The 14,991-nt window shown below is 62.2% G+C and carries 19 protein-coding genes; 11 read left to right on the forward strand and 8 right to left on the reverse strand.

Features of this window, described 5'->3' with window-relative positions:
* Positions 1-61: 61 nt before the first annotated feature.
* Both EN859_RS32990 and EN859_RS32995 read right to left on the reverse strand, forming a co-directional pair.
* On the reverse strand, positions 62-2,395 hold the full coding sequence (locus EN859_RS32990) for a response regulator (RefSeq protein WP_127856818.1): 2,334 nt from the start codon (positions 2,393-2,395) through the stop codon (positions 62-64).
* Positions 2,396-2,498: 103 nt separating this feature from the next.
* Entirely contained in the window at positions 2,499-3,404 is a 906-nt protein-coding gene (locus EN859_RS32995; protein WP_127856819.1) for a LysR family transcriptional regulator, read from the reverse strand.
* Between the two features lie 100 nt (positions 3,405-3,504).
* Here EN859_RS32995 and EN859_RS33000 point away from each other — a divergent pair, with 100 nt between their 5' ends.
* Positions 3,505-4,386 (forward strand): NmrA/HSCARG family protein, encoded by an 882-nt coding sequence (locus EN859_RS33000; protein ID WP_127856820.1) that lies wholly within the window; start codon positions 3,505-3,507, stop codon positions 4,384-4,386.
* A 103-nt stretch (positions 4,387-4,489) separates the two neighbouring features.
* Here EN859_RS33000 and EN859_RS33005 read toward each other — a convergent pair whose 3' ends face one another.
* Entirely contained in the window at positions 4,490-5,407 is a 918-nt protein-coding gene (locus EN859_RS33005; RefSeq protein ID WP_127856821.1) for a polyprenyl synthetase family protein, read from the reverse strand.
* A 78-nt stretch (positions 5,408-5,485) separates the two neighbouring features.
* Here EN859_RS33005 and EN859_RS33010 point away from each other — a divergent pair, with 78 nt between their 5' ends.
* The 3 genes from EN859_RS33010 (at position 5,486) to EN859_RS33020 (ending at position 7,220) form a co-directional block, all read left to right on the forward strand.
* A complete protein-coding gene (locus EN859_RS33010; RefSeq protein ID WP_127856822.1) occupies positions 5,486-6,247 on the forward strand; it encodes a transglycosylase domain-containing protein in 762 nt (253 codons plus the stop codon).
* A 139-nt stretch (positions 6,248-6,386) separates the two neighbouring features.
* Positions 6,387-6,569, forward strand: coding sequence for a 50S ribosomal protein L32 (gene rpmF, locus EN859_RS33015; RefSeq protein WP_006203806.1), 183 nt, complete (start codon positions 6,387-6,389; stop codon positions 6,567-6,569).
* Positions 6,570-6,815: 246 nt separating this feature from the next.
* On the forward strand, positions 6,816-7,220 hold the full coding sequence (locus tag EN859_RS33020) for a hypothetical protein (protein WP_127856823.1): 405 nt from the start codon (positions 6,816-6,818) through the stop codon (positions 7,218-7,220).
* Positions 7,221-7,310: 90 nt separating this feature from the next.
* Here EN859_RS33020 and EN859_RS33025 read toward each other — a convergent pair whose 3' ends face one another.
* Both EN859_RS33025 and EN859_RS33030 read right to left on the reverse strand, forming a co-directional pair.
* Entirely contained in the window at positions 7,311-7,544 is a 234-nt protein-coding gene (locus tag EN859_RS33025) for a hypothetical protein (protein WP_127856824.1), read from the reverse strand.
* 81 nt (positions 7,545-7,625) lie between these two features.
* The gene (locus tag EN859_RS33030; protein ID WP_127856825.1) at positions 7,626-8,150 is read right to left on the reverse strand and encodes a helix-turn-helix domain-containing protein; all 525 of its coding nucleotides are present in this window, start codon (positions 8,148-8,150) and stop codon (positions 7,626-7,628) included.
* A gap of 98 nt (positions 8,151-8,248) precedes the next feature.
* Between EN859_RS33030 and EN859_RS33035 the strand changes: the two genes are divergently transcribed.
* The 5 genes from EN859_RS33035 to EN859_RS33055 all read left to right on the forward strand — a co-directional run bounded on the left by EN859_RS33035 (position 8,249) and on the right by EN859_RS33055 (position 11,428).
* Positions 8,249-9,085, forward strand: coding sequence for an alpha/beta hydrolase (locus EN859_RS33035; RefSeq protein WP_127856826.1), 837 nt, complete (start codon positions 8,249-8,251; stop codon positions 9,083-9,085).
* 116 nt (positions 9,086-9,201) lie between these two features.
* Positions 9,202-9,858, forward strand: coding sequence for a glutathione S-transferase family protein (locus tag EN859_RS33040; RefSeq protein ID WP_127856827.1), 657 nt, complete (start codon positions 9,202-9,204; stop codon positions 9,856-9,858).
* A gap of 5 nt (positions 9,859-9,863) precedes the next feature.
* Complete coding sequence (locus EN859_RS33045) at positions 9,864-10,202, forward strand: metalloregulator ArsR/SmtB family transcription factor (protein ID WP_127856828.1); 339 nt, start codon at positions 9,864-9,866, stop codon at positions 10,200-10,202.
* A 107-nt stretch (positions 10,203-10,309) separates the two neighbouring features.
* Complete coding sequence (locus tag EN859_RS33050; RefSeq protein WP_127856829.1) at positions 10,310-10,918, forward strand: glutathione S-transferase family protein; 609 nt, start codon at positions 10,310-10,312, stop codon at positions 10,916-10,918.
* A 45-nt stretch (positions 10,919-10,963) separates the two neighbouring features.
* Positions 10,964-11,428: an SRPBCC family protein gene (locus EN859_RS33055; protein ID WP_127856830.1), complete on the forward strand. Its 465-nt coding sequence runs from the start codon at positions 10,964-10,966 to the stop codon at positions 11,426-11,428.
* Here the strand turns inward: EN859_RS33055 and EN859_RS33060 are convergent.
* The 3 genes from EN859_RS33060 to EN859_RS33070 all read right to left on the reverse strand — a co-directional run bounded on the left by EN859_RS33060 (position 11,425) and on the right by EN859_RS33070 (position 13,258).
* The gene (locus EN859_RS33060; RefSeq protein ID WP_127856831.1) at positions 11,425-11,688 is read right to left on the reverse strand and encodes a metalloregulator ArsR/SmtB family transcription factor; all 264 of its coding nucleotides are present in this window, start codon (positions 11,686-11,688) and stop codon (positions 11,425-11,427) included. The two genes, EN859_RS33055 and EN859_RS33060, sit on opposite strands and share 4 nt — an antisense overlap.
* A 31-nt stretch (positions 11,689-11,719) precedes the next feature.
* A complete protein-coding gene (locus tag EN859_RS33065; protein WP_127856832.1) occupies positions 11,720-12,967 on the reverse strand; it encodes an MFS transporter in 1,248 nt (415 codons plus the stop codon).
* Between the two features lie 96 nt (positions 12,968-13,063).
* Positions 13,064-13,258: a DUF1192 domain-containing protein gene (locus EN859_RS33070; RefSeq protein WP_127856833.1), complete on the reverse strand. Its 195-nt coding sequence runs from the start codon at positions 13,256-13,258 to the stop codon at positions 13,064-13,066.
* A gap of 113 nt (positions 13,259-13,371) precedes the next feature.
* Here EN859_RS33070 and EN859_RS33075 point away from each other — a divergent pair, with 113 nt between their 5' ends.
* A complete protein-coding gene (locus tag EN859_RS33075) occupies positions 13,372-14,382 on the forward strand; it encodes an NAD(P)H-quinone oxidoreductase (RefSeq protein ID WP_127856834.1) in 1,011 nt (336 codons plus the stop codon).
* A gap of 132 nt (positions 14,383-14,514) precedes the next feature.
* Entirely contained in the window at positions 14,515-14,655 is a 141-nt protein-coding gene (locus EN859_RS33080; RefSeq protein WP_127856835.1) for a DUF1127 domain-containing protein, read from the forward strand.
* The last annotated feature ends 336 nt before the right edge of the window (positions 14,656-14,991 follow it).

A 14,991-nucleotide genomic window follows, 5' to 3' on the forward strand; every position in this document is an offset into this window, starting at 1 on the left:
CGAAGGACCACGACAGCGAGGTTCGTTCTGGCCGCGGTTCATCCTTCGTTCGACATGAAGCTTAAGCCGTCTTCGCCACTACCGTTTCGCTAAGCCAGGTGCCGATCTTGCTGCCTAGGCGGTCGGGCGAAACCGGCTTCGGCAGGTAATCGTCCATGCCGGACTCTATGCACTTGTCGCGATCGCCCTTCAGCGCGTGCGCGGTGACGCCAATGATCGGTATATGACTGCCCGTCGCGGCCTCGACTGCCCGAATGGCGCGGGTCGCCTCGTAACCGTTCATCTCCGGCATCGAAACGTCCATCAGGATCAGCTTCGGCCGCAGCGCACGGTACATCTCGACCGCCGTGCGGCCATTACCGGCGATGCGATAGCTGAGGCCCAACCCGTTGAGGATCTGGCCGAAAACCAGCTGGTTGACGTCATTGTCCTCGGCAATGAGGATATCGATCGGACCGTTCGGCGTGGCGGTCGATTCCGGTACGGCAGCCGCCGGCATCGCCGGGCCGCGGATGACAGTAAAGGCGGGCGCCGCCACTTTGGAGGGGACCGGCTCGCGAACGAACTGCGCCTTGCCGATCTGGGCACGGGCCTTCTGGATGACCGAGATGACAGTGCCGAGCAGGATGGCCGAGCGGGCGGGCTTGGTCAGGTGCGCGGCGATACCGAAATCGATGACCATCTTGCCGAAATCGACCTGGTCGACCGAGGTCAGCAGCACGACCGGGATGCCGGCCAGGCGGCTGTCGGAGGCGATTGCCCTGGCGACATCGGCGCCGTTCATGCCAGGCATCTGGTAGTCGAGGATGATGCAGTCGACCGCGGCGCCCAACTGCGAGGCCCGGTCGAGGAAGGCGAGGCCGACGGCGCCGCTTTCGGCGGCGGCACAGTCGAAGCTCCAGCTTCTGAGCTGCTCGAGCAGGATTTCCCGATTGACCGGATTGTCGTCGATGACCAGCACGCGCGCGCCGGTGACGTCGACCGGCACGATCTCGTCGCGCGCGTCCTGCCGATGTGTGGGTACTGGTACGGCGAACCAGAAGACGGAGCCGCGGCCGATCTCGCTTTCGACACCGATCTTGCCGCCCATCAGGTCGACGAGGCGGGCGGCGATGGCGAGGCCGAGACCGGTGCCTTCATGGCGGCGCGTCGACGAACCGTCGACCTGCGCGAACTTTTCGAACACGTTCTGCAGCTTTTCGGCCGGAATGCCGATGCCGGTGTCCTCGACGCGAACCTTGAGCTGGACCATGCCGTCGACGACCTCACCGCCAACATCGATCAGCACGTGGCCCTTTTCGGTGAACTTCACCGCATTGCCGAGCAGATTGGTGACGATCTGCCGGAACCGCCCGGCATCGCCGACAACAAAGGCCGGCAGGCGCGGATCGACACGGACGATCAGTTCGAGGTTTTTCTCGGCGACACGTGCCGATACCAGGGTCGCCACGTCCTCGACCGCTTCGGAAAGGCGGAAGGGGGCCGGGTCGAGCGTCAGCTGGCCGGCGTTGATCTTGGAGAAATCGAGGATGTCGTTGATGATGGTCAGCAGCGCGTTGCCGGATTTGACGATGACGTCGGTGAAGGTCTTCTGGCGCGCGTTCAGCTCAGTCTTGGCAAGCAGCTCGGCCATGCCGAGCACGCCGTTCATCGGCGTGCGGATCTCGTGGCTCATATTGGCCAGGAATTCCGATTTGGCGCGATCGGCAGCCTCGGCCTTGAACAGGGATTCGGCGGATTCGGCGAAGGCGCGCCTGATCGCCTTTTCCATCGGCCGGAAAACCCAGAAAGCGACAATGGCAAGAACGGCGAACAAGAGGCCACTCGCCCATAACAGCAGTCTATCGCTGGAGGCATCAGCGAGATGTCGCTCATTGTCCATGGCGGTGCGGACGCGGACCAGCGTCGGCTGGGCAAAGAGATCGTTCTGGTTGCGGATTTCGCGGTAGCTCCATTCATCGACTTTTTGTGCCACCGACATCAGGTTGAAGTTGCGCACCATGTCGCGCGCCGACCAGAATAGATCGCCGTTGACCGATGCGGAATCGAGTTCGCTAAGGGTGTTTTCCGAAAGCCGCGGCCTTGTCGCGGCCAACTGGCCCGTGAGCGTCTCGATCTCGCCGCTCAGGCGTTCGGAATGGCCGCGCGCCGAGGCGACCAGGCCATCGCGGGTCTCGGTCCGCCAGGCGGTGCCGGTCGTTTCGGCGAAACTGGTCGCGTTGCGCAGATCACGACTAAAGATGACGAGGTTGCTGCTCAAGGTGTCAATGTCGTGACGGAAGGAATTCACGCGATTGAGCGCAAACATGACGGCGGCGGAAGCCAGCGCAAAAATCAGCAATCCAGAAAGATAACGAATCCGGATCGACCGGATGAAGAAGGAATATTCCGGCATGCGCAACCCCGACACATACGCATCATTTTTAATGGCCGGGATTACGCTTGATTTACATTAAAATTTCGTTCGTGTGAGGGCGGCCGGCCTTTCGGGCTACAGCTTACCCTTCACCACTGGTTCCGACGCCGCTCAAACGGCTGGCTGCAAGGTCGATGAATGCCTTGACCAGGGGCGAAAGGTGCCGGCTGCTCGGATATACGGCATAAACGCCTCCTATCGGCGTGGTGTAATCGTCGAGAACGCGTCGCAAGCGTCCATCCCTGATAGACGCCTCGGCAGCCTGGTGAGGCAACTGTGCAATGCCGTAGCCGGCAATCGCGGCGGCAATCACAGCCAGCATTTCATTGGCGGCAAAGCGTCCGGACACGGTAACGGCTTCCTGGCCATGCGGCCCGTCCATTACCCAGTGGGCGCTCGCTGTCGATTGCCCCGCTATGACGCAATGGTGGCGCGCAAGGTCCGCCAGCACTGCCGGCACGCCGCGGCGCGCGAGATAGTCTGGGCTGGCGCACAGGATTCTGTGCGTGGAGGCGAGCTTGCGTGCGATCAGCGTCGAATCCGGCAGGATCCCGGTACGAAAAGCGAGATCGATCCCGTTCTCGACCAGATTGAGCTTGTCGTCCGTGAGGTGCATCTCGACCTTGGTTTTAGGATGCGCGCCAAGAAAATCGAACACCGCGCCGGTCAGGAAATGATCGCCAAAGCCGACCGGAGCCGAAATGCAGATCGTGCCCGAAGGCTCCGCCCTCGCTTCCGCGAGCCGCAAATTCGCAACTTCGATTGTCCGCAACGCCTGGCTGCTCTGCTCATAATAGAGGCGGCCCGCATCCGTCATGCTGAGGCTGCGCGTCGTGCGCTGGAGCAGCCGAACCCCGACCTCGCGCTCGAGCGCGGCAACGCGACGGCTGACCTTCGTCTTGGGCATACCGAGCAGACGCGCGGCTGCCGTGAAACTGCCGGCTTCGACGACGCGAGCAAACACCGCAATGTCGTTGAGATCGATCATTGTATTCAGATTTGAGACGATGTTTTTCAATTATAGCCAATTATGGATCAATGTGACAGGCCCTAGCTTTGCTCCATTGGAACAAAAGGAGCAAACACACATGACCACAAAACGAAGCGTTCTGGTAACCGGCGCAACCGGCCAGCAGGGCGGCGCCGTTGCCCGCGCACTGCTGTCCAGGGGACATCGCGTCAAGGCGCTGACCCGCAAGCTGGACAGTGACGCTGCGCGGGCGCTGGCTTCGGCAGGCGCCGATGTCGTGTCCGGCGATCTCGGCGACACGGCCTCGGTCGTGAAGGCTGCGAGCGATGTCGACACCATGTTCCTGATGGGCAACAGCTACGAGGCCGGGATGGAGGCGGAGACCCGTCAGGGGATCATTGCCGCCGACGCTGCGAAGGCAGCCGGCATCGGGCATCTGGTCTATTCGTCCGTCGCCGATGCCGACAAGAAGACAGGCATCCCGCATTTCGAAAGCAAGTATCTCGTTGAGAAACATGTCACCGGGCTCGGCATCCCCTACACGATCAGCGCGCCAGTCGCCTTCATGGAGAATATCGTCGCACCATGGTCGATCGGTGCCCTGCGCCAGGGCACGCAAGCTTTCGCGATGCCCCCCAAGCGCGTTCTGCAACTGGTGGCCTTGGCGGACATAGGCGCTTTCGTCGCTGCCTTGGTGGAGCGGCGCGAGCAGGTGTTCGGCAAGCGTTTCGATTTCGCCGGGGACGAACTGTCCGGCGAGGAACAGGCGAAAATCCTTTCGCAAGCCATCGGCCGCCCGATCGCGTATCAGGAAATCCCGATAGAAGCGGCTCGCCTGCAAAGCGAGGACGCCGCGCTTATGTTCGAATGGTTCGACCGCGTTGGCTACGACGCCGACATCTCCGCATTGCACCGGGATTTTCCGGAGGTCCGCTGGCACAGTTTTGCCGACTGGGCGCGCGAGTTCGACTGGAGTGTTCTTGAACGGACGTCTGCCTGAGATCACAGGTGCCTCTTGCCGGCCGATCAGATCGGGGAACTGGATGCGCCGGAAGTGTGCTTGCCGCCAATCCGGTTCAGAGCGTTTCCGGCCGCTACAGACGTCAGTTGTTGCGGGCGGCCACGAATTCTGCCGCGGCTTTCAGGAGAACCGCCTGCTCGCCATAGGGTTCGAGCAGTGCGTGGGCCTGTTCGACAAGGCCGTGAAGCTGGTTCTGTGCCCAGGCCGCGCCGTGCAGCGCCACTAATGTCGCTTTGCCGGCGGCGGCATCCTTGCCGGTCGCCTTGCCCATCTGGTTGGCGTCCGCCGTCAGGTCGAGCAGGTCGTCGGCGAGTTGGAAGGCAAGTCCGATCGCCGCGCCGAATTCGGCCAGCCTTTCGCGGTCTTTCGGCGCGGCGCCGGCGATGATCGCGCCGGCCTCGCAGGCAAAGCGGATCAGCGCGCCGGTCTTCATCGCCTGGAGCCGGATGATGCCGGCTTCGTCTGGCCGGCTGCGCTCGGCTTCGAGGTCGAGCGTCTGGCCGCCGACCATGCCGCCGGTCCCTGCGGCGCGGGCTAATGCCAGCACCAATGCCGCCCGGCGCTCTGCGGGCAGCATCGTCGCCTCATCGGCGAGGATGTCGAAGGCAAGCGTCAGCAAGGCGTCGCCGGCAAGGATGGCGGTGGCTTCGTCGAAAGCCCTGTGCACGGTCGGCTGACCGCGGCGCAGATCGTCATCGTCCATGGCCGGCAGGTCGTCGTGGATCAGCGAATAGCAGTGCACGCATTCGAGCGCCGCCGCCACGCGCAATGCCGCCTCGCCATCGGCGGAAAACAGTGCAGCACTTTCCATGACCAGGAAGGGGCGCAGGCGCTTGCCGCCGTTCAGCACGCCATGGCGCATTGCCGCCACCAGGCGTTCCGGCCGTGCGATCTCGCCCGAAAGGATGCGTTCGTCGAGGAGCCGCCGCAGCAACGCCTCCAGCGCAGCTGCCCGGACGGCAAGCACAGCTTCGAACGCCATTTGATCCTCTTTCGTCATGGCCGGGACCGGTAGCCGACACTCAGACGTTGCGCAAGAAGCCAAGCGCCATTATGCCGGGGCAGGCAGCAGCATGGGTTGGGCGGCTTGGCGGAACCGATCGTCGATCACGAAACCGAAGGGCTGGACATGGCGGCGAGACCGAAAGGCGGCAACCGCATCGGTCTCAAACGCTGGGTCCGGCGCGGCATCGTCATTGCTGCGGTACTGGCGCTGGTGCCGGTGGTGTTGACTTTCCTATATCTGCCTTGGTTCGTGCATCCGGTGTCGACGCTGATGCTGAAGGATCTGGCGACGTTTTCCGGCTACGACCGGCGCTGGGTTTCGATCGACGACGTGGCGCCGGTGCTGGCGCATTCGGTGATCATGTCGGAGGACGGGCAGTTCTGCTTCCATCGCGGCGTCGATCTCGGCGAATTGCGGGGCGTTGTCGATGACGCGCTGGCCGGCGAGATGACACGCGGCGCCTCGACCATCACCATGCAAACCGTCAAGAACCTCTATCTGTGGTCGCGGCCGCTGGGTTCGGTGCGCAAGGTCGTCGAGTTGCCGCTCGCCGTCTATTTCGATGCGGTGATGTCGAAACGGCGGATCATGGAAATCTATCTCAACATCGCCGAATGGGGGCCGGGCATCTATGGCATCGAGGCCGCCGCCCAGCACCATTTCGGCGTTTCGGCAAAGCAGTTGTCGCGGCGGCAGGCGGCGCTGCTCGCCGTCGCCTTGCCGAACCCGATCACGCGCAATCCGGCAAAGCCCGGGCCGGGGCTGAGGCGACTGGCCGCGCTGATCGAGCGTCGCGCGGGCCGGTCCGGCGCCTATGTCGGCTGTCTGCATTAGTTCCAAAAAAAATCGCGGCGGTGCTGGCCAAAACGGCGCAGGGCGTGTATAGGCACCCGACTTTCTCAGATTCCGGCCCCTGACGCGGCCCTTTCACGGGGGCGGCCGGGGCATTTTGACCATGTAGTGGAGCATATCCATGGCCGTACCGAAACGAAAAACCTCTCCGTCGAAGCGCGGCATGCGCCGCTCGGCCGACGCGCTCAAGGCCCCGACCTATGTCGAGGACAAGAACTCCGGCGAAATGCGCCGTCCGCACCATATCGACCTGAAGACCGGCATGTATCGCGGTCGCCAGGTTCTGGAGCCGAAGGAAAGCTGAGACCGCTTTCGACGATTTTTTCGACTATCCAAAAGACCGGCCGCTAGCCGGTCTTTTTGCGTTGCGGGGCACACGATCGCCGACAGAGCAAATCCAGCTGTGCCCACGGCCGCGCCGGATGTCAGCAATCCTTGCTGACACGGTTGTTTCGCACCGTCTTTGTCCGTGTTTGCGGGCGCGTACGAAAATTCTTGACGGCGGATGCCGGGCGCATACTACAGAAGGCTGTCCAACCGGAGCCGCCAGATGTTCGGTGCCATTCCGCTGCTGATCGTGCCCTTCGTGCTCTACAATCTCGGGCTCCTGGGAATATTCGGCGGCGGCGACGATCCGTGGGCGACCGAAATGTTCTCGATCCGCATGATGTCGGGCGGGGTGTTCTCGATGACCCTCGGCGACCTGATGGTGCTGATCGGGTTGATCTTCCTGTTCGTCGAAATGGTGAAGTCGACGCGCACGACAAACGCGTCGATCATGGACCATTTGCTGTCGACCCTGGTTTTCGTGGCGTTCCTGGTCGAGTTCCTGCTGGTGAAGGGAGCGGCGCACTCCGTCTTCTTCACGCTGATGATCATCGCGCTGTTCGACGTGCTGGCCGGCTTCTCGGTATCGATGCGGTCGGCCAGCCGTGACGTCAATCTGAATCAGTGAAGCATCCTGAATCAGTAAAGCAACGGCGCCAAATCAGAACACGTCCGATCCCGGCATTCAAAGTGTCTGACGGCTCAGTTCAGGCGAGGCCTATTTCTTCTTGGCGCGCGCCGGCTTCTTCGCCGGGGTGGCCGGCGCGTTGGCGCGGTCTTCGGCTTCCTTGGCAAGGCGCAGCGCCCTCAGCTTGTTGGTCTTGGCCTGACGGGCGTCGCTCTCGGCGACATATTCCGCCATCGCCTTCTGGCGGACTGTGGCTGCCTCTTCCTGCTTCTTGAAACGCAAATCGGCCCGCGCGCGGGCAGTATCCTTAGAGTTCTCGACCAAGGGCGTCGTCCAATCCCGTTAATTATGAATTTCAGCCCCCTTGATAGCAGAGCCGGGCCGCAATTGGGAAAAATAAGTTGATCAGGAGGCCGGATTGCACCCGGCGCCCGGCGTCTTGCGGGCGACCGCCGCCTCGTATCCGGCCTGCAAGATCGCACGGACGGTGGGCCCCGATGGGCCGGCAGGCGTGCCCAGATGCTCGTGGCGCAGTTCGTCCATGAACCGCTCCCACATCGGCGGCCCGCCTCTTTCCAGAAGCTCGGCACGGATCGAAAGTTCCTCGCTGGCCGGCAGCCAGACGCGACCCCAGGCGCCAAGATGCGCCAGGACCGGCACCAGCGTGATGGCCATTTCGGTGAGACTGTAGATCGCCTTCTGCTTGTGTGAAGGGTCATCGGCCTTGGTCAGCATGCCGAGCTCCATCAGCCGCTTCAGCCGGTCGGCAAGGATGTTGGAGGCAATGCCCTCAAGCGAGCCGTTGAGCAGCTCGCGAAAATGGCGTTTGCCGCCGAAGATCATGTCGCGAAGGATGATCAGGCTCCAGCGGTCGCCGAAGACCTCAAGCGACAGATTGATCGGGCATCCGGACCGGTGATTGATGTTCATGCGAGTCTCCAAAAAAACTGGTTGCATTATCGTATCAGTTTTAATATCGTGCAACTGATTGCAAAATGCAATCGGATTTGAAGCGCGGCGAGGAGACTATGAGGAATGCTGAACAACCGGAAATCGTATTCGAAACATTCGGCGATCCCGCCGATCCACCCGTCCTGCTGATCATGGGTGCCATGGCTTCCATGCTCTGGTGGCCGGAGGCGTTCTGCCGGAAGCTGGCCGGCGAAGGTCGCTTATTGGTCCGCTATGACAATCGCGATACCGGCCGTTCGACCAAATATGCGCCGGGCGAGCCGCCTTACACGTTCGACGATATGGCGGACGATGCCATCCGTGTGCTCGACGGTCATGGCATCGGGAAAGCGCATGTGGTCGGCATGTCGATGGGTGGCATGATGGCGCAGCTGGTCGCCTTGAAGTACCCTTCGCGCGTCCTCTCGCTGACGGTGATCAGCAGTTCGCCCTTGGGGATCGACACGTCGCATCTGCCGGGGACTACCGAGGCCTACATGGAACATTCGGCCGAGGGCGCGAAGGTCGACTGGTCGGACCGTGGCCAGGCGATCGACTTCATCGTCAAGGACGCGCAGGCGCTCACCGGCAGCGCGCATCCATTCGACGAGAAGCGGACGAGAGCTTTCGTCGAACGGGATTACGATCGTTCCGGCGGCTTCTTGAGCGCGACCAATCATTTCATGCTCAAGGGCGGTCAGGACTGGAATGGCCACCTGCACGATCTCAAGACGCCGCTCCTCGTCATCCACGGTACCGAGGATCCGATCTTTCCGGTCGAGCATGGCGCCGCGCTTGCCGAGACGGTTTCAGGCGGCAGACTTGTCCGAATTGACGGCGGCGGCCACGAACTGCATCCCGACGATTGGGCGACGATTGTCCCCGCCATCGTAGCTCATACCCAAGCCGAGTAAGCGGCGGATCTGGGGCTTGACACGCTCCATCCGCACAATAGTTAAGCAAATACTTCAGTGTTTGGTGTCCGGCACAGAACCAAACCGGCAAACCAAGGAAAAGATCGAGCAAAGCAATGTTCCTGACGATGCACCTTCACCCGCTGGCGTCCTTCTGCTGGAAGCCGCTGATCGCGCTTTACGAGAATGGCACGCCATTCACATCGGTCATCGTCGATCTCGGCAATGAACAGTCGCGCGCGGCCTTCTTGAAGCTGTGGCCGGTCGGCAAGATGCCTGTGCTGCGCGACGAGGCGCTGGGCCGTACGGTACCGGAATCGACGATCGTCATCGAATATCTCAATGCGCATTATCCGGGGCCGGTCGAGCTGATCCCTGCCGATGTCGATCTCGCCCGTGAGACCCGCCTCGCCGACCGCTTCTACGATTTCTATGTGCAGGAGCCGATGCAGAAGATCGTCGGCGACCGGCTGCGGCCGGAGGGCAAGACCGACCCGTTCGGCGTCGAGCAGGCCCGCGCCCAGCTGCGCAGCTCCTATGCCATCATCGGAAAGGACATGCAGTCGAGGACGTGGGCGATAGGTGAAGCCTTCACAATGGCCGATTGCTCCGCAGCACCAGCATTGTTCTACGCCAACAAGGTCGAGCCTTTCGGCGACGAATATCCAGCGGTGAAACGTTACCATGACCGCTTGCTGCAGCGCCCCTCGGTCGCACGCGTGATCGAGGAAGCGCAGCCCTATTTCAAGCTTTTTCCCTACAACAACGGCTGACGCCGATGCTGCACGATCCTGCCCAACTCGACCTGATGTTCCAGGCGCTCGCCGACCCGGCACGGCGGCACATGGTGGAGCGGCTGTCGCGCGGCCCCGCCTCGGTCAGCCAGCTGGCCGAGCCGCTGGCGATGTCGCTGTCGGCCGTCGTCCAGCACCTAAACGTGCTGGAGGCGAGCGGCCTTGTCCGCACCGAAAAGCTCGGCCGGGTGCGCACCTGCCGGATCGAGCCGAAGGCGCTGAGGACCGCCGAACACTGGATCAACGAACGGCGCCTCACCTGGGAACTTCGGCCCGATCGGCTGGGCGACTTTCTTGCCAAAACCAAGGACGAAACCGACTGAAGGAGGCGATGATGAGCCGGATGCTGGAAAACCTTCGAATGGATTTGCAGCGCGCGTGAGCGCCGCAACCTGAGCCAGAGAACCAGTGGAAAAATCGGGAGGATACGATGAAACTCTACTGCGGCATTGGCCCGAATTCCTACCGTGTTCGCATCTTCATGGCCGAGAAGGGCATTGACCTTCCGCGGGTCAACGTCGACCTCACAAAGGGCGAGCAGAAGGCACCGCAATTTCTTGAACTCAATTCACTCGGCCAGATTCCCGTGCTCGTGCTCGATGACGGCACGGTGATCACCGAAAGCATCGCCATCTGCCGCTATCTGGAGGCTCTTCATCCGGCGCCGGCGCTGTTCGGCGCGGATGCCGTCAGTCAAGGCAAGATCGAGATGTGGAACCGCCGCGCCGAGATCGAGATCTTCGGCACAATCGGCAGCATTGCCCAGCACTCGGACCCGATGTTTGCGGAACGAGTTGTGCAGTTCCCAGCCTTCGCCGAAACGCAGCGCAAAGCCGTTCCGTCAAAGTGGGCGTGGCTTGACCGCGAGATCGCCGATGGCCGCCGGTTCATCGCAGGCGATCAGTATTCGGTTGCCGACATCACTGCGGCCGTGGCGGCGTGGCTTGGTGCATTCTTCGGTGCCGACATTCCGGACTCGCTCGTCCACCTCCATCGTTGGCTCGCCCGTGTTCAGACGCGTCCAAGCTGGAGCGCTTAGTCATGCGCGCAAATCAATCGTCGAGGTAATCTTCAGGAGGCCATGATGACCGAACGATCCGTCGTCCATTCCACCTTCGTCATCGAACGCAGCTATCCGGCAGCGCCGGCGAAAGTCTATTTCGCGCTCAGCGATCCGGCTGCCAAGAAGCGCTGGTTCGCCGACCCTGACAATCCGATGCCCAGCAGGCACGAGATGGACTTTCGCGTCGGCGGCAAGGAGGTCAATGCCGGCGGCCCGAAGGATGGATCTATCTACACCTTCAACGCCACCTACCAAGACATCGTGCCGAACGAGCGTATCGTCTACATCTACGAGATGCTGTTTGGCGACACCCGCATCTCGGTGTCGCTGGCGACGATCGAGCTTCGTCCCGAAGGCAACGGCACCCGGCTGGTACTGACCGAGCAGGGCGCCTTTCTCGACGGCCATGATGACCCGGCCACCCGCGAGCATGGTACGGGCGCGCTGCTCGATGCGCTGGGTGCGTCGCTGGCTGCTGTGGCCTAAGCTTCCCAGAACTGATCGAGCCAGATGTTGAGCTTCAGGAAGCCGGCATTGCTGACAGTATAGACTCGCCTTGTGCCTTCGGGCTTGGCGTTGACCAGGCCGGCATCGAGCAACACCTTCAGATGTTGCGAAACGGCCGGGCGTGATACCGGCAACCCTGCGGCCAATTCGTTGACAGTCTTCGGGCCGCGCCGGAGCTCTTCGAGAAGGTAGCGCCGGTTGGGATCGGCAATCGCCATGAAGGCGTCGGAAAGCATCATGCCTTATTTGTGAGGCAAAGCATTTCGAATCTCAACCGTCGGTTTCAGCTTTTCTTCGCGGATCGAGCCGCAGTGCTTCCGGTGTGACGGAGCGGTCGGCCGGTTGCGTCTTGAAGGCGTCGCGGTCTTCGATCGGCACCGGCGCGCGGCGGCTGATGCGCAGCAGCGTGTAGCCCGCCAGGCAAAGATGCGCGAGCGCCGTTGCCAGGAACATGCCTTCGGGGCGCATCCAGCCCATCAGTCCAGCAGCCAGCAACGGCCCGATCATCGTGCCGAAGCCATAGAGCAGCAGCAGGCCGCCCGACACTTTGACGAAGTCCTCCGATCGCGCATGGTCGTTGGCATGCGCCACGGCGATGGAATAGAGCGTGTAGGCGAAGGCGCCGTAGGCGGCGGTGAGGATTATGACGAAGACGCCGGAGCGCGGTTCGAACAGGAAGATGGCAACGGCGAACAGCGCCGCGCCAAAGGCCGCGCCAGCCAGCACGAAGCGACGGTCGGTCGTGTCGGAGACACGTCCGGCCGGGAGCTGCATGGCAGCGCCGGCAATGACCACGAGGCTCATCATCAGCGCGATCTGGGCCGTGGAAATGCCGATGCGGGCGCCGTAGACGGCGCCAAGCGTACCCCAGGCGCCATTGGCAATGCCGATCAGCACGCAGGCGATCGCCGACACCGGCGAATTGACATAGAGCCCCTTGACGTCGAGCGAGACGTCCTGCAGCGGCTTGGGATGTGAAGCCGTCGAGACGGCGGTCGGGATCAGCGACAGGCAGAACAGGATGCCGGTGATCATGAACAATGAGGCCGATCTCACGTCGCCGCCGGCGACGATCATCTGGCCGCCCATGATCGAGGCATAGGTGACCATCATGTAAAGGCCGAAGACGGTGCCGCGGTTCTCATTGGTGGCTTTCTCGTTCAGCCAGCTTTCGATGACCATGAAGGCGCCGGCCATGGTGAAGCCGGTGAAGGCGCGCAGTAGGATCCAAACGTATTCGTCGATGATCAGGCCGGTGAGCAGCGCGACGATCGCTCCCGATGCAGCAAAGGCGCCGAATGCCCTGACATGGCCGGCGCGGCGCACGATGCGCGGTGCAAAGAAGCAGCCGGTGACGAAGCCGCCGGCCCAGGCCGTGCCCATCAGGCCGAGCGATGCGGTCGAGAAGCCTTCGATCTGACCGCGCAGCGGCAACAGCAGCCCGTGCAGCCCGGATGCCGCCAGCAGGAATGCGGTGCCGCGAAGCAGCGAAAGGATCGGCCTGTAGGTAGCGAACATTTTTTGATCCGGCTGGGGTTTCGTGGCAGGACTGATGACAGTCGCATTCGGGTATTTCGGCGGCAGGCATTTAGGCTCTAGAATTGTCCGCAGAAATTATTCGCGGCGAAACAGTGCCTCGGCCGCCGACTTGGTGGCGCTTTTGGTCTTGAGTTCGGCTTCCAGCCGGGCGATCTCGTCGCGCAAGATGCCGATCCTTTCCGACAACTCGCCGACCGAAAGCAGCGACAGATCCTGCCCGATCTCGTGCGGGCGTGCTTTCTTTTTGGGTTCGTCGTCGAAGATCGCCATCGTCGCTCCTCCCTGATTTGCCATTTGCCTGATCTGCCGATGAGCATACATAGGGCAGGGGCGTCGATGCAAACAGCCGGCATAAGATCGGCCGAATCAGGACGGGACAGGTCATGGCGAGCGGACAGAAAATTCCGGCGAAGATGACGGCCATCGCGATCTCGGAGCCCGGCGGGCCGCGGGCGCTGAAACCGGAAACGCGCGACGTGCCAATGCCCGGTTCGGGCGAGATCCTGATCCGGGTGCATGCCGCCGGCGTCAATCGGCCTGATGTGCAGCAGCGCAAGGGCGTCTATCCGCCGCCGCCCGGCGCATCGGACCTGCCGGGCCTGGAAGCGGCGGGCGAAGTGGCAGCACTTGGCGATGAGATTTCGCGCTGGCGGGTTGGTGACCGGGTCTGTGCGTTGACCCCGGGCGGCGGCTATGCCGAATACGTCAAGGTGCATGCCGGCAGTGTGCTGCCGCTGCCTGCCGGCTTTACATACACCGAAGCGGCAGCGCTGCCGGAAAACTACTTCACCGTCTGGCACAATGTGTTTGAGCGCGGCGGCCTGAAGAGCGGCGAAACGCTGCTCGTGCATGGCGGCTCGTCCGGCATCGGCACCACGGCGATCCAACTGGCGGCTGCTTTCGGGGCCTATGTCGTCACCACCGCCGGCAGTAAGGAGAAATGCGACGCCTGCCTGAAGCTCGGCGCCGATCGGGCAATCAACTACCGGGAGGAGGATTTCGTTACCGCGGTCAAGGAGGCAACCGGCGGCAAGGGCGCCAATGTCATCCTCGACATGGTCGGCGGCGACTATGTGGCGCGAAACTACGAGGCTGCGGCAGTGGAAGGCCGTATCGTCCAGATCGCCACGCAGAGCGGAGCGGTGGCGAGCGCCGATTTCTTTAAGATCATGGCCAAGCGGCTCATCCATACCGGCTCGTTGCTCAGACCACGCACCGTGGAGTTCAAGGCGGCAGTCGCCGCTGCGCTGGAGGCGCAGGTGTGGCCGCTGCTCGGCACGCGCAAGGTTGCGCCGGTGATGGACATGATCTTCCCGCTCAAGGAAGCCTGGCGGGCGCATGAGCGGATGGAGGATGGCGAGCATATCGGCAAGATCGTGCTCGACGTCGGCTGAGCAGCACGAAACAAGCTGAACGAAGGCTTAATGGTGCAATGCAGCAATTGCATTGCGGCTATGCAAAAGCGTCTGTTCAATTCTTAGGCGGCGATGCCTATTTACACGCCATAGAAACAATGGAGGACTGCCATGAACCCGATCCGCGCTTTCCGCAACTGGCGCATCTACAACGAAACCGTGCGCGAACTGAACAAGCTGAATGCACGTCAGCTCAGCGATCTCGGCATCAACCGCGGCGATATCGAGAGGATCGCTCGCAAGGCGCTTTGATTTCAGGCATGGTCCGGTCGCAAGGCCGGATCATGCTCACAAAGCCAGAGCCGCAGCAGACGGGTTTCCCGTCGCCGGTTCCAAAACCCGCTGGACCCTGTCCGGCGGGTTTTGTCTTTTGGGACTGTTGCAACTGTGCTGGTCTCAGTGACCGCCAACGGTTTCTGGCGTCCCTTGCTTGGTCGCTGGCCGCCCTCGCCGCATGTCTCCCACGGCTTTGAATCCGGGTTAACGGATTGAAGGTTGGAGGATCTGTTCGAGGTATTTGTTGTTTCTTGCAGCGCGCTTTCGGCGCAGCTTGATGCTTCGCTTGTCGTCGATTGATCGCACGAGGTT

It is taken from the genome of Mesorhizobium sp. M00.F.Ca.ET.216.01.1.1 (assembly GCF_004010325.2).
In the GTDB taxonomy this organism is placed as follows: domain Bacteria; phylum Pseudomonadota; class Alphaproteobacteria; order Rhizobiales; family Rhizobiaceae; genus Mesorhizobium.

Bases quoted from the DNA above. Each gene is read 5' to 3' on its own strand.
- EN859_RS32990 (WP_127856818.1), bottom strand. From the start codon at position 2,395: ATGCCGGAATATTCCTTCTTCATCCGGTCGATCCGGATTCGTTATCTT.
- EN859_RS32995 (WP_127856819.1), bottom strand. From the start codon at position 3,404: ATGATCGATCTCAACGACATTGCGGTGTTTGCTCGCGTCGTCGAAGCC.
- EN859_RS33000 (WP_127856820.1), top strand. From the start codon at position 3,505: ATGACCACAAAACGAAGCGTTCTGGTAACCGGCGCAACCGGCCAGCAG.
- EN859_RS33005 (WP_127856821.1), bottom strand. From the start codon at position 5,407: ATGACGAAAGAGGATCAAATGGCGTTCGAAGCTGTGCTTGCCGTCCGG.
- rpmF (WP_006203806.1), top strand. From the start codon at position 6,387: ATGGCCGTACCGAAACGAAAAACCTCTCCGTCGAAGCGCGGCATGCGC.
- EN859_RS33020 (WP_127856823.1), top strand. From the start codon at position 6,816: ATGTTCGGTGCCATTCCGCTGCTGATCGTGCCCTTCGTGCTCTACAAT.
- EN859_RS33030 (WP_127856825.1), bottom strand. From the start codon at position 8,150: ATGAACATCAATCACCGGTCCGGATGCCCGATCAATCTGTCGCTTGAG.
- EN859_RS33035 (WP_127856826.1), top strand. From the start codon at position 8,249: ATGAGGAATGCTGAACAACCGGAAATCGTATTCGAAACATTCGGCGAT.
- EN859_RS33040 (WP_127856827.1), top strand. From the start codon at position 9,202: ATGTTCCTGACGATGCACCTTCACCCGCTGGCGTCCTTCTGCTGGAAG.
- EN859_RS33045 (WP_127856828.1), top strand. From the start codon at position 9,864: ATGCTGCACGATCCTGCCCAACTCGACCTGATGTTCCAGGCGCTCGCC.
- EN859_RS33050 (WP_127856829.1), top strand. From the start codon at position 10,310: ATGAAACTCTACTGCGGCATTGGCCCGAATTCCTACCGTGTTCGCATC.
- EN859_RS33055 (WP_127856830.1), top strand. From the start codon at position 10,964: ATGACCGAACGATCCGTCGTCCATTCCACCTTCGTCATCGAACGCAGC.
- EN859_RS33060 (WP_127856831.1), bottom strand. From the start codon at position 11,688: ATGATGCTTTCCGACGCCTTCATGGCGATTGCCGATCCCAACCGGCGC.
- EN859_RS33065 (WP_127856832.1), bottom strand. From the start codon at position 12,967: ATGTTCGCTACCTACAGGCCGATCCTTTCGCTGCTTCGCGGCACCGCA.
- EN859_RS33070 (WP_127856833.1), bottom strand. From the start codon at position 13,258: ATGGCGATCTTCGACGACGAACCCAAAAAGAAAGCACGCCCGCACGAG.
- EN859_RS33075 (WP_127856834.1), top strand. From the start codon at position 13,372: ATGGCGAGCGGACAGAAAATTCCGGCGAAGATGACGGCCATCGCGATC.
- EN859_RS33080 (WP_127856835.1), top strand. From the start codon at position 14,515: ATGAACCCGATCCGCGCTTTCCGCAACTGGCGCATCTACAACGAAACC.